Annotated in this window: 12 protein-coding genes; 11 read left to right on the plus strand and 1 reads right to left on the minus strand. The window is 45.1% G+C overall.

Annotated elements, in window-relative coordinates:
• Positions 1-24: 24 nt before the first annotated feature.
• From ftcD to LA303_RS03030, 11 genes are all read left to right on the plus strand, one after another.
• The gene (gene ftcD, locus LA303_RS02980; RefSeq protein WP_240526452.1) at positions 25-1722 is read left to right on the plus strand and encodes a glutamate formimidoyltransferase; all 1698 of its coding nucleotides are present in this window, start codon (positions 25-27) and stop codon (positions 1720-1722) included.
• 259 nt (positions 1723-1981) lie between these two features.
• A complete protein-coding gene (gene rpmG, locus LA303_RS02985) occupies positions 1982-2170 on the plus strand; it encodes a 50S ribosomal protein L33 (protein ID WP_240526453.1) in 189 nt (62 codons plus the stop codon).
• 8 nt (positions 2171-2178) lie between these two features.
• Positions 2179-2331 (plus strand): DUF4295 domain-containing protein, encoded by a 153-nt coding sequence (locus LA303_RS02990; protein WP_240526454.1) that lies wholly within the window; start codon positions 2179-2181, stop codon positions 2329-2331.
• Between the two features lie 125 nt (positions 2332-2456).
• On the plus strand, positions 2457-3410 hold the full coding sequence (ftsY, locus tag LA303_RS02995) for a signal recognition particle-docking protein FtsY (protein WP_240526455.1): 954 nt from the start codon (positions 2457-2459) through the stop codon (positions 3408-3410).
• Positions 3411-3529: 119 nt separating this feature from the next.
• Positions 3530-4852, plus strand: coding sequence for a 30S ribosomal protein S12 methylthiotransferase RimO (gene rimO / locus LA303_RS03000; protein WP_240526456.1), 1323 nt, complete (start codon positions 3530-3532; stop codon positions 4850-4852).
• Positions 4853-4952: 100 nt separating this feature from the next.
• Positions 4953-5405 (plus strand): GreA/GreB family elongation factor, encoded by a 453-nt coding sequence (locus LA303_RS03005; protein WP_240526457.1) that lies wholly within the window; start codon positions 4953-4955, stop codon positions 5403-5405.
• A gap of 252 nt (positions 5406-5657) precedes the next feature.
• Entirely contained in the window at positions 5658-6434 is a 777-nt protein-coding gene (locus tag LA303_RS03010; protein ID WP_240526458.1) for an enoyl-CoA hydratase/isomerase family protein, read from the plus strand.
• Between the two features lie 217 nt (positions 6435-6651).
• Complete coding sequence (locus LA303_RS03015; RefSeq protein WP_240526459.1) at positions 6652-7995, plus strand: 3-hydroxyacyl-CoA dehydrogenase family protein; 1344 nt, start codon at positions 6652-6654, stop codon at positions 7993-7995.
• Between the two features lie 12 nt (positions 7996-8007).
• On the plus strand, positions 8008-9255 hold the full coding sequence (locus LA303_RS03020) for a thiolase C-terminal domain-containing protein (RefSeq protein ID WP_240526460.1): 1248 nt from the start codon (positions 8008-8010) through the stop codon (positions 9253-9255).
• Between the two features lie 163 nt (positions 9256-9418).
• Positions 9419-12043, plus strand: a complete 2625-nt coding sequence (locus tag LA303_RS03025; RefSeq protein ID WP_240527098.1) for a valine--tRNA ligase — start codon at positions 9419-9421, stop codon at positions 12041-12043.
• 179 nt (positions 12044-12222) lie between these two features.
• Entirely contained in the window at positions 12223-12996 is a 774-nt protein-coding gene (locus tag LA303_RS03030) for a transposase (RefSeq protein ID WP_240526461.1), read from the plus strand.
• A gap of 153 nt (positions 12997-13149) precedes the next feature.
• On the opposite strand, the gene LA303_RS03035 is transcribed toward LA303_RS03030, so the two are convergent.
• Positions 13150-13563 carry a hypothetical protein gene (locus tag LA303_RS03035; protein WP_240526462.1) on the minus strand — a complete coding sequence of 138 codons (414 nt, stop codon included), beginning with the start codon at positions 13561-13563 and terminating at the stop codon, positions 13150-13152.
• Positions 13564-13655 lie beyond the last annotated feature (92 nt).

A 13655-nucleotide genomic window follows, 5' to 3' on the forward strand; every position in this document is an offset into this window, starting at 1 on the left:
AAAATATAAAAACAGCTTATCCCTATGAAAAAGTTAATCGAATGTGTTCCCAATTTTAGCGAAGGTCGCGACAGGACCGTCATAAAACAAATTACCGATGAGATAGAAAAAGTAGAAGGCGTAAAACTGTTTGATGTGGATCCGGGAGCGGCCACCAACCGTACGGTGGTAACGTTTGTCGGAACGCCGGATGAAGTGGTGGAAGCGGCTTTCCGGGCAGTAAAAAAAGCGGCTGAAGTGATTGACATGCGAAACCACAAAGGCGAACATCCGCGTTTTGGTGCTACCGATGTATGTCCGCTGGTTCCGGTTTCGAACATCACCATGGAAGAAACGGTGGAATATGCCCGCAAGTTGGCCCAACGCATTGGCGAAGAGCTGGAAATCCCGGTGTATTGTTATGAAAATGCTGCTTTTACGGAAGAACGTCGCAACCTGGCCAACTGCCGTTCGGGTGAATATGAAGGACTGGCTGAAAAACTGGCCGACCCGCACTGGAAACCCGATTTCGGTCCGGCTGAATTTAACGAAAAAGTGGCCGGAACAGGAGCTACTGCTGTGGGAGCCCGCGATTTTCTGGTGGCTTTTAACGTAAACCTGAATACCACTTCCACGCGGCGTGCCAACGCCATTGCTTTTGATGTTCGCGAACGCGGCCGTGTAAAACGCGAAGGGAATCCCATTACCGGAAAAATTGTAAAAGACGAAAACGGAAATCCGGTATATATTCCTGGTTCGCTCAAAGCGGTAAAAGCCATTGGCTGGTATATCGAAGAGTACGGCATTGCCCAGATATCGATGAACCTGACCAACATCAGCATTACGCCGGTACACGTAGCTTTTGATGAAGTTTGTAAAAAAGCAGACGCCCGCGGCATACGGGTTACCGGTTCGGAGCTTGTGGGGCTGATTCCTTTGGAAGCCATGCTGGAAGCCGGACGTTATTTTCTGCGAAAACAAAAACGGTCGCTGGGTGTGGACCGGGATGAGCTGCTGAAAATTGCCATTAAATCGTTGGGACTGGATGACTTAAAACCATTTAATCCCAAAGAACGAATCATAGAATTTTTGCTGGAAGAGCCGGAGAAAAAGCTGGTGGACATGAGTCTTACTGCTTTTGCCAACGAAACGGCTTCGGAATCGCCGGCCCCGGGTGGTGGTTCTATTTCGGCTTATGTAGGCGCCCTTGGTGCATCGCTCGGAACCATGGTAGCCAACCTGTCGGCTCATAAACGGGGCTGGGACGATCGCTGGGAAGAGTTTTCGGACTGGGCCGAAAAAGGACAGCAGTACAAAGACGAGCTGTTGCATCTGGTGGACGAAGATACCCGTGCTTTTAACCGGATCATGGAAGCTTTTGGCTTACCGAAAAAAACCGAGGAAGAGAAAAAAGCCCGTAGCAAAGCCATTGAAGAAGCGTCGAAATATGCTATGGAAATTCCGTTGAAAGTGATGGAAACGGCTTATAATTCTATTGCGGTGATGCGTGCCATGGCCGAAAACGGCAATCCCAATTCGGTGTCCGATGCCGGTGTAGGTGCGTTGTGTGCCGTTACAGCCGTAGAAGGAGCTTATTTGAATGTGAAAATTAATGCCATGGGTATCCACGATAAACAGTTTACCGGAAAATTATTGCAACAAGCTGAAGAGATATTGGAAAAAGCCCGTGGTTGCCGCGAAATGGTACTGGAAACGGTGAATGAGAAAATTAACAGTTTGTAGTGATTCCGGCTCAGGGATGGGAGCGGCATCGAAGCCTGACGAAACAGGAAAAGAACCTTGCGGGGCCGGGGCGACCGGAGGAAGCCCCCGGAAACGCTTAGGTGACTCCTGTTTCATCAGGCGGAATACAGCGGACAGCCCGTCGCGGGTTTGTGCGTCGGCAGCCCAAAAAACAAAAGAAAAATTTTTTTCAGAAATATTAGGATAATGTGTCAGGAGTTTGTATTTTTGCCGACCAAAATTTTAAAAGCGATTTACGATGGCCAAGAAAAATAAAGATGCAAGAATTCAGGTGATTCTGGAGTGCACTGAACACAAAAAGAGCGGCATGCCGGGAACTTCGAGGTACATTACGACCAAAAACAAGAAAAATACCCCTGAAAGACTGGAGTTGAAGAAATACAACCCGATACTGAAACGAATGACTATTCACAGAGAAATTAAATAATTTGAACCATGGCTAAGAAAGTTGTTGCAACATTACAGAGCACAGGAAAAGATTACGCAAAAGTGATTAAAGCGGTAAAGAATCCGAAATCGGGCGCTTACACTTTTAAAGAAGAAATTGTTCCCACCGACAAGGTGAAAGAATATTTTGCCAAGAAATAAGCAGAAGTTCTGCAGATAAAAAAAGAAAGCTTTTTCCTGCCTGCGGGAAAGAGCTTTTTTTTATTTTTACACTTTCGTGCAACACCGGTTTGTTGTGCGGGTAATTAATAATGATTCAGGAAATTATGGGCTTATTTTCTTTCTTCTCATCTAAGGAACAAAAAGAGGAACTCGACAAAGGACTGGAAAAAACCAGACAGAGTGTATTTAGTAAACTTTCGAAAGCCGTTATCGGAAAGTCGAAAGTAGACGATGAAGTGCTGGATGAACTGGAAGAAGTGCTGGTTACTTCGGATGTGGGCGTGGAAACTACGCTGAAAATCATTGACCGGATTGAAGCCCGTGTGGCCCGCGATAAATATTTGGGCGTAGATGAACTAAACCGGATTCTGAAAGAGGAGATCGTCGCACTTTTGCAGGAAAATAACAGCGGTGACGGTGCAGACTTTGAATTGCCTGCTGATAAAAAACCTTACGTGATTATGGTGGTCGGTGTGAATGGTGTCGGAAAAACGACAACCATCGGCAAGCTGGCTTATAACTTTAAACGGGCAGGCAAAAAAGTGGTGCTGGGGGCTTCGGATACTTTCCGTGCAGCGGCTGTGGAGCAGCTTAAGATTTGGTCAGAACGGGTTGGAGTTCCTGTTGTAAGTCAGGGCATGGGGGCCGATCCGGCTTCGGTGGCTTACGATACCGTGAAATCAGCTTTGGCACAGGATGCCGATGTGGCTATTATTGATACTGCCGGACGATTGCACAACAAGGTGAACCTGATGAATGAGCTTTCGAAAATCAAACGGGTAATGCAAAAACTGATTCCGGATGCGCCCCACGAGATTTTACTGGTGCTGGATGCTTCTACCGGACAAAATGCCATAGAACAGGCCCGGCAGTTTATTGCGGCTACCGAAGTGAACGCCATTGCGCTGACCAAGCTGGACGGAACTGCAAAAGGCGGGGTGGTCATCGGTATTTCCGATATGTTTAAAATCCCGGTAAAATATATTGGTGTTGGCGAAAAAATGGAAGATCTCCAGGTGTTTAACCGGAAAGAATTTGTGGAAACCCTGTTTTCCTGATCGTCCGTTTTTTGTTTTCGATATTTTCGTGTTTCCGGTAAGAATTGCCGGAAAAACAGCGATATTTTTAACTTTTGTGCAGCACAACCCTCTGCTGGTGTGGCTGTAAAACCGAACTTATGGTAAGAAAAAAGAAAAAGCAGATAGTGAATGTGGTTACACTGGGATGCTCAAAAAACCTGGTGGATTCGGAAGTGCTTATGCGGCAATTGGACGGCCGGTATGAGGTGGTTAACGATTCCAATGATCCGTCTGACATCATGGTGATTAACACCTGTGGCTTTATTGCAGATGCCAAAGAAGAATCGGTTGACATGATTTTGTCGGCTGTGGAAGCTAAAAAAGCCGGCGAACTGAAAAAAGTTATCGTTACCGGATGTCTTTCGCAGCGCTATAAAAAAGAACTGGAAAACGAGATTGACCAGGTGGATGCTTTTTTTGGTGTGAACGACCTGCCGCAGATCTTACAAACGCTGGAAGCAGATTATAAAAAAGAGCTGTTGGGTGAACGGCATCTGACCACACCGTCGCATTATGCTTATTTAAAAGTTTCGGAAGGATGTGACCGGCATTGTTCTTTTTGCGCCATTCCGCTGATCCGCGGGCAACATGTTTCCAAGCCTTTTGAAGAGATACTGGAAGAAGCAGAGAATCTGGCTGGTCGCGGCGTAAAAGAGCTGCTGCTCATTGCCCAGGATTTGACGTATTACGGACTGGATTTATACAAAAAACGCCGGATTGCCGGGTTGGTGGAAAAACTTTCGGAAATAAAAGGCATAGAGTGGATCCGGTTGCATTACGCGTATCCGGCCGGATTTCCTGAAGACTTGCTGGATATAATGCGTCAAAATCCGAAAGTTTGCAATTATCTGGATATCCCGTTGCAGCATATCAACAATCGGATTTTACAGTCGATGAAGCGCGGACTGGATGAAGAAAAAACCCGGAAGCTGGCTTATTCGTGGCGAGAAAAAGTGCCGGGCATGGCCTTGCGTTCCACATTTATTGTGGGATATCCGGGCGAAACGGAAGCCGAATTTCAGCAGTTGTTGGATTTTGTAAAAGAGATGCGGTTTGACCGTTTGGGGGTTTTTCAGTATTCTCCGGAAGAAGACACGGCTGCATTTCTCTTACCGGACGATGTCCCTGCCAAGGTGAAACAAGAACGGGAAGACCGCCTGATGGAATTGCAACAGCAAATTGCACTGGAACTGAATGAAGAAAAAGTCGGAAAAACGTTTCGGGTACTTATTGATAAAAAAGAAGGCGATTTTTATGTGGGGCGTACCGAGTTTGATTCCCCGGAAGTGGATAATGAAGTGTTGATCCCTGTTGGTGATGCTCCGCTGCAAATTGGCGATTTTTATCCGGTGAAAATTGAGCGGGCTGATTTTTACGATTTGTATGGTACAGTAGAACCGGGTCCACAAGATTTGAAATAATGGCAAAAGACCGGTATACTGTTTAATGCCACATTTCTGTTGAAAAGAGCAAACAAGTTTTTTGCTATCTTCGCTGTTTAATTCAGAAAAAATTTCCCGAATGGACAAGTTGGAGTTGAAAAATAAGCTGTTAGCGGTGTGTATTGCCCGGCAGCAGGCAACGGCAGCAGAATTACAGCATGAAGTAGATGAAACACTGCGCCTTTCAAATGAATATGGTGCCCCAAAAGACCGGTATGATCCTTATCGTACCAAATTGATGAATCAGAATAATTTGTTTGCCCAACAATTAAAACAAGCTAACACCCGGTTGGTTACCCTGCAAAAGATTCCGACAGATAAGGAAATTGATACGGTTGAGTTTGGCGCCATAGTCATTACGGATAAACAAAAACTTTTTATTTCGGTGGGCATGGGAAAAGTAGAACTGGATGGTACAGTTTTTTATGCTATTTCACCCCGTGTTCCGATTTTCGAAGCCATGCGTGGCAAAAAAGCCGGTGACTCCTTTACCTTTAACGGACAAACCTTCCGGATTGAAGATGTGTTTTAATTTATTCCTTGTCTTTTGTCTCTTGTTTTCTTGATTTTTTTCTTTGTGCGCCTTTGTGTTGTCCTTCGAGCACCTTTGTGGTAAAAAGGGGGACTGGAAGGCCGGGGAAATGGAGAATTGATTTTTTGTTTTTTGCGTTTTGGGTTTTGTTTCCTCCTTATTTGGCCTCATTCCATATTTCTTAAATATTCATAAAGTGCGTTTTAGGATGACTCAAAATTTTTAACTTTGGGTTTTAAAAAATTATTACGCATGGACAATAAAATATTACAGACAAAACTCGAAGAGGGTATTTTGCTGGTAACCATCAGCCGGCCCAAAGCCATGAATGCGCTAAACACGCAGTTTTTTAATGAAATGGATGAGTTGATTGCCTCCGTAAAAAATAATCCTGAAGTCAAAGTGATGGTGATTACAGGCGAAGGAAAAGCTTTTGTTGCCGGAGCCGATATTGCTGAAATGGTAAATAAAGACCAGGCCGAAGGAGAAGCTTTTTCGCGGTTGGGACAAAACACTTTCCGGAGCCTTGAAAAGCTGGAAATTCCGGTGATTGCTGCGGTAAACGGCTTTGCTCTTGGCGGTGGAATGGAACTGACTATGGCCTGTGACTTTCGTATTGCCGGTACCAAAGCCAAATTTGGCCAGCCGGAAGTGAATCTTGGACTTATTCCGGGCTATGCCGGAACACAACGCCTTTCGCGACTTACTAATTTGGGAACGGCGTTGTATTTGTTAATGACTGCCGATATGATTGATGCGGTGGAAGCTTTGCGTATTGGATTGGTACAAAAGGTAGTAGAACAGGAAAACCTGATGGGTGAGGTAATGAAAATAGCTAAAAATATCGCATCCAAAGGGCCGCAGGCTATCAAAAAAGTAAAAGATGTTGCCCGCCGTGGCTACGAAATGAGCCTGGATGAAGGTGCTGACCTGGAAGCCAAAGCTTTTGGTACACTTTTCGGTGAAAACAGCGAAGGTCGCGAAGGAATGTCGGCTTTCCTGGAAAAGAGAAAACCTGAGTGGAAGTGAAGATAGAAGTTAGAAGATGGAAGTCGGATGAATGAAAAAGAATTTGATAACCAGTATGATCATGCTTATAACTTGATGAACATGATGGTTGCATTTCAAAAGAAAATAAAATAACCAGATTAAGAACAAACTTCGGACTTCTGTCTTCAGGCTTCTGACTTCTGACTTCAGACTTCCGACCAAGAAATAAAAATAATAATCATTAAAAACAAAAAATATGACCTACGACGAGAGATTACAAAATGTTTCGGTACTGGGTGCCGCCGGTAAAATGGGCAGTGGCATTTTGTTGCTGACAGCCGTGGAAATGGCTGACCGGGCACTACTACCTGAAAATAAAGGGAAAACATTCGTGCTAAATGCGATTGATGTTTCTGATGAAGGCCTGGCCGGTTTGATGAATTACCTCCGGGTTCAGGTACGGAAAATCGCGGAAAAGAAAACCGTATGGCTGCGTAAAATGTACGCTGACCGCGATGACCTCATTGAGAATTTTGATATTATCGACGAGTACATTTTTGATGTGATGAACATTGTCAGGCCCACCACGGCTATGGCAGCAGCTTATGGTTCTACGTTGGTTTTTGAAGCCGTCAATGAAGACCGCTCGCTGAAAGTGAAGCTGCTTTCGCAGATTAAACAAAACAACAACAAAGATGTTTGGTTTTTCACCAATACTTCTTCCGTACCGATTCATCTGATTGATGAAGAGGCCGGTTTGGATGGTAAGGTAATCGGTTTCCATTTTTATAATCCGCCGGCTGTACAAAGACTTGTGGAGCTGATTCGTACCGATAATACCAAAGACGAAGTGGTGGAATTTGCTTATGCTTATGCCAAAAACCTGAAAAAAATAGTTGTTCCGTCTAACGACTTTGCCGGTTTTATCGGAAACGGTCATTTTATGCGTGACGGATTGCATGGTATCAAAGAAGCCGAAACGCTGTCCAAAGAAAAAAATATACCGCTGTACAAAGCGATTTATATGATCAACAAGATTACACAGGAATATTTAATTCGTCCGATGGGTATTTTCCAGCTGATGGATTATGTGGGAATAGATGTGATGCAGTTTATCCTCAACGTGATGAATCCTTTTGTGAAAGATGAAGATTTGCACAGTGACTTGCTGGACAAAATGATGGAGCAGGGAGTTAAAGGCGGCCAGTACTCCAGTGGAGCCCAAAAAGATGGTTTCCTGAAATACAAAGGCGGAAAACCTGTGGCGGTATGGGATATTCATAAACAGGAATACGTAGATATTGATTCATTTAAAGAAGAGTGCGATGAAATGCTCGGTGAGCTTCCTGAATCAGCAGTTTCGTGGAAATCAACCTTGCGGATGAAGAACAAAGAAGAAGCTTTTACCCGGTTCTTTAACGATTTGAAAGCCTTGAATACCCTGGGTGCCCAAATTGCTGTGAACTACGGAAAACGTTCTAAAGCCATTGGCGAAAAACTGGTAAGCGACAAAGTGGCTAACAGTATTGATGATGTGAATACGGTGATGCTCACCGGATTTTTCCATGCTTACGGACCTGTTAATAATTATTTCGACTAAAAACCGAGAACCATGAAAAAGTTGAGAAAAAAAGTATATATGACAGCCGGTTATAACACCATCTCATTGGGAACCGGAAGAAGAGAATTTAACCCGAAAAAGCCCCGTCCGGGAATTGAACATTACATTAAAGAAGCCGGACAAGGTGTTTTGTCACAAATTGGTGGTGCACAAAATGTAGATGAATCGGTGATAGGAAACTTTATGGCCGGCCGGTTTAATAAACAAGGACATATTGACGGCTTTATTCCGATGATTGATAAAGACTTGTCGATGAAACCGGCCGTACGTGTAGAAGGTGCTTGTGCTTCCGGTGGACTTTCGCTGGTAACCGGAATTCGGCATATCCTTGCTGAAACATCGGATGTGGTGTTGTCGTTGGGTGTGGAAGTACAAAATACCGTAAAAGCGATTTATGGTGCGGATATTCTGGCTTTGGCCGGATGGTTTCAACGCCGTAAACAAGGGCATGCTTATTTTTTCCCGGGACAGTTTAGCGATCGTGCCGGGGCATATTACGAAAAGTACGGTTACGAACGTACCCGTAAAGGAATGGCTCGCTGGTATGCCAATGCCATTGAAAATGCACGGCTCGATCCGACGGCACAGGAATATCATAATACCAATCCGGACCCGTATGGAACCGCTTTGAAGATGAAACCCAACGGGAAAAGTTTTGTGGATCATTTGACGGTGCTCGACTGCTCCAAAGTTTCGGATGCCGCTTCCGGTATTACCATTTGTTCGGAAGAAGGACTGAAACGTATTGGCGTGGATAAAAAAGATGCCGTGGAAGTGGTCGGTTTTGGCCATGCCGTACGCGATATTACTACGGATCCTACTGATTTAACGGAATTGGAAACCATTAAGTTTGCCGCACACCAGGCGTTAGAGAATGCCGGGATTACCATTGACCAGGTAGGAACGGTAGAAACCCATGACTGTTTCTCCATTGCCGGTATTTTGGCGGTGGAAGCACTCGGACTGGCAGCTAAAGGCGAAGGTGCCGATTATGTGGCAGAAGGAAAAACCGGTCGGAATGGAGAACTTCCGTTTAATACCACCGGTGGACTTATTGGATGGGGACATCCTACCGGTGGAACCGGCGTACACCAGGCCGTAACCATTTGGCAACAGCTGACCGGAAAAGCCGGAAAAGCCCAGATTAAAATTGATGATAATCGTCCTTATGGATTAACCATCAATATGGGGGGCGATGATGTAACAGTGACTTCTATCGTTTTTAAACGAGCCGAATAGTTTTATTCATTTGCGATTGTGTAAAAAAGCTGTCTGAATTTTTTAGACAGCTTTTTTTATTTTTTATCCGGTTGTCGGATTCGGACGGGCCCGCCCAAAAACAGAAATCAGGTTGGTTAAAATTTTTTACTTTTGCTGCCTTAATAAAATGTCAGAAAAACAGATGGAAATTCCCAGCAAATACAATCCGGCGGCCACGGAGGACAAGTGGTACGGCTATTGGTTAGAAAAGAAATATTTTCACTCGGAACCCGATGAGCGTGAGCCTTATACGGTGGTGATTCCGCCGCCGAACGTGACGGGAGTGCTGCACATGGGGCACATGCTGAACAATACGCTGCAGGATGTGCTGGTGCGCCGCGCCCGGATGCAGGGCAAAAATGCCTGCTGGGTGCCGGGAACCGACCATGCTTCGATTGCTACCGAAGCCAAAGTGGTGAACAAGCTGAAACAGGAAGGGATTGACAAAGACGACCTTTCGCGCGACGAGTTTCTGGCGCATGCCTGGGAATGGAAAGAAAAACACGGCGGCATTATCCTGGAACAACTGAAAAAGCTGGGGGCTTCGTGCGACTGGGACCGTACGCGGTTTACCATGGATGAAGCGCTGTATGAGTCGGTGATTGACGTGTTTATCGATCTGTACGAAAAAGGGCTGATTTACCGCGGTGTACGGATGGTGAACTGGGATCCGCAGGCGCAGACGGCCGTGTCGGACGAAGAGGTGATACACAAAGAGGTGCAGTCGAAACTGTACTACCTGCGTTACCGGGTGGAAGGCGAAGATGATTTTTTGACCATCGCTACCACGCGGCCGGAAACCATTTTGGGTGATACTGCCGTGTGTGTGCATCCGGAAGATGAGCGGTTTAAAAAATATGTGGGGAAAAAGGTTATCGTGCCGCTGGTTAACCGTCCGGTGCCGGTGATTGCCGACGAATATGTGGACCGTGAGTTTGGTACGGGGGCGCTGAAAATTACGCCGGCGCACGATGTGCACGACTACGAAATCGGCCAAAAACACCACCTGGAAAGCATCGACATTTTTAACGACGACGGCACCATGAACGAAGCAGCACAGCTGTACGTCGGCAAAGACCGCTTTGCTGTGCGGAAAGAGATTGTGAAAGACCTGGAAGCTGCCGGCAGTCTGGTGAAAGTAGAAGATTATGTGAACAGCGTGGGTTTTTCGGAACGTACGGATGCGGTGATTGAGCCGAAGCTTTCGATGCAGTGGTTTTTGAAGATGAAAGAGTTGGCGCGGCCGGCACTGGAAGTGGTGGAAAAAGATGAAATAAAATTTCACCCGGCCAAATTCAAAAATACTTACCGCCACTGGATGGAAAATGTGCGCGACTGGAACATTTCGCGGCAGCTTTGGTGGGGACAGCGTATTCCGGTGTACTACCTTCCCGACGGCCGTTTTGTGGTGGCCAAATCGGTGGAAGAAGCCCTGGAAAAAGCCCGTAAGCAATTTGACCTGCCCGACCTGAAACCGGCTGATTTAAAGCAGGATGAAGATGTGATGGATACCTGGTTTTCGTCGTGGTTGTGGCCTATCTCGGTATTTGACGGCATCCGCTTTCCCGACAACGAAGAAATTCGGTATTACTATCCGACCAACGATTTGGTCACGGGTCCGGACATCATCTTTTTCTGGGTGGCGCGCATGATTATGGCCGGACTGGAATACCGCAAAGAAATTCCGTTCAGAAATGTCTATTTCACGGGCATTGTGCGTGACAAGCTGGGACGTAAAATGTCGAAAACGCTGGGTAACTCGCCTGACCCGCTGGAACTGATAAAAAAATACGGTGCCGACGGGGTGCGTGTGGGCATGCTGCTGACGGCGCCGGCCGGTAACGACCTGCCGTTTGACGAAGCGTTGTGCGAGCAGGGACGGAATTTCAGCAACAAAATATGGAACGCCCTGCGGCTGGTGAAAGGCTGGAAAGCCGATGCTGCACTGGAAACACCTGAGCACAACAAACTGGCTATCGCCTGGTTTGAAGATAAGCTGAACGAAACGCTGGCCGTCATCGAAAAGAATTTTGCCACGTACCGTATTTCGGATGCGTTGATGGCTACCTATAAACTGATTTGGGACAGCTTCTGCAGTTGGTATCTCGAAATGGTGAAACCGGCATACCAGCAGCCGATTGATGGTTATACACTGGAAAAAACGCTGGCCTTTTTTGAAGCGCTGATGAAGATGTTGCATCCGTTTATGCCGTTTATTACGGAAGAAATCTGGCATCTGCTGCGCGACCGTCAGGAAGGCGATGATATTATTGTGGCTTCCATGCCGCAGTCGCAGCCTTTTGATGCCGAAAACCTGAAAGCCTTTGAGCGGGCCGGACAGATTATCCTCGGCATCCGTAACCTGCGGAAAGAGAAAAACATTCCGAACAAAGAAAAGCTGGAGCTGAAAGTGAAAGCCGGCGAAACGGCCCGTTGTAAATTTTATCCGGTGGTAATCAAGCTGGGCAACCTTTCGGGAGTGGAAACCGTGGACGAGAAACCTGATGGTGTACTGGTGTTTACGGTGGGGGCACAAGAGTTTTATGTGCCGCTGGCCGAAAGTGTAGATGTGGAAGCCGAAATCAAAAAAATTGAAGAGGAACTGAATTACACCCGCGGCTTTTTAAATTCGGTGATGAAAAAACTTTCCAACGAGCGTTTTGTCAACAACGCCCCGGCTGCCGTGGTGGAAAAAGAGCGTAAAAAACAGGCCGATGCCGAAGCACGGATAAAAGTGCTGGAAGAGCAGTTGAAGGGGCTGCGTTAACCTTTCAAGTCGGACAGGACTTGAAAGGTTGAGTTAAGAAAAGGGCTTGATATTACCTTTACCGCATTTATTGTATGATTTTATTCCTGGGTTTTCCACTTTTCAGGTCTGACTCGACCTGAAAGGAGAAAGGAATATGTTAACCTTTCAAGTCAGACAGGACTTGAAAGGTTGAGTTAATGAAAGGGCTTGATATTACCTTTACCGCATTTATTGTATGGCTTTATTCCCGGGTTTCCACCTTTCAGGTCTGGCTCGACCTGAAAGGAGAAGAGAATTGGATTTATCCAAAGAAAATTATACCTTTACATGACCCTACTAAGGTTATTGTCATGGATTATTCCAAAACGACCAACAAACAGGAAGTACTTGAACCGGGCAAAATTTATCATATTTATAATAAAGCCATAAGTCGGGATAAGTTATTTATTATCGAAAAAGACTATTTCTATTTTTTAAAGAAATTAAACCGGTACATTTTGCCGGTAGCGCATATTGTTGCCTATTGTCTTATTCCAAATCATTTTCACTTACTGGTAATTATCAAAGATGAAGAAAATATTCCGGTGAAATCGGAAAAGGATAAGGAGAATAAAGCACAAATTGTTTTAAAATCATTTCGGAATTTTTTTAACAGTTATACAAGGTCTTTTAATGTCATCCATCACAGGAAAGGACGATTGTTTCTTTATCCTTACCAACGGATATTGGTTGATGATGAGAATTATTTTATCTGTCTGATGAATTATATCCACAGAAATCCGGTTCATCACGGGTTTGTTAAAAATTATGTTGATTGGAAATTTTCATCTTATAATGCCTATCTTTCCAAAAGTCCAACGCATATTAATCGTGAAGAAGGACTTTCTTATTTTTCTTCCCTTGACGAATTTGTTCTTTTCCATGAAGAGAATAAATCTGTCCCCGGAATGGAAAAATACTATTTGGAATAAGTTCCGGTCAACCTTTCAAGTCGGACAGGACTTGAAAGGTTGATGGTCATAACCCTACTCGTCCGCATCTGTGTCGTGAGGCAGTCCTATGGAACAACGCAGAAACATTTAGTTAGAATCCGGCACGCAAAAATTCGCGTACCAACATGGTGCTTAAATTCCTAATATAGCGGCTGTTAAAACAATAAATCCGAAATGGGTAGGGAAGAGGTCTTTTCGCTTGCCGGCGGTGGAATAATATAATCCGAGCAGGATGTTGACGATTGAAAAAACCTCGAAGGTGATGGTAAGGCCGTGATGGTTTTTTACCACAACCATGATAACGGATGAGGCTGCAATGATGAAAAACACCAGGGACGAGAAATGTTCCATCATTCTGTTTTTATGAAAAATACCCGAAAGATCGCCATTAAGCAGAAGTTTTACCGGAAAAAAGTAAATGCTCATCAGCGACGCAAAAAATAAATACCAATATTCTGCTAACACATGCTTTTCCAGCAAAAAATATAGGACGGATGCCATGACAGGATAGGAAAATTCGTAGCGGGCGATGGTTTGTTTTTTCATATCCGTAAATGTAAAAAATCTATAGGTAAATAAAGCCGGTTTCTATCTGTAGAAATTCAATACTTTTGCCGTCGGAAAAAAACACTCTTTCC

The organism is Candidatus Sulfidibacterium hydrothermale, assembly GCF_020149915.1.
Lineage (GTDB): Bacteria > Bacteroidota > Bacteroidia > Bacteroidales > F082 > Sulfidibacterium > Sulfidibacterium hydrothermale.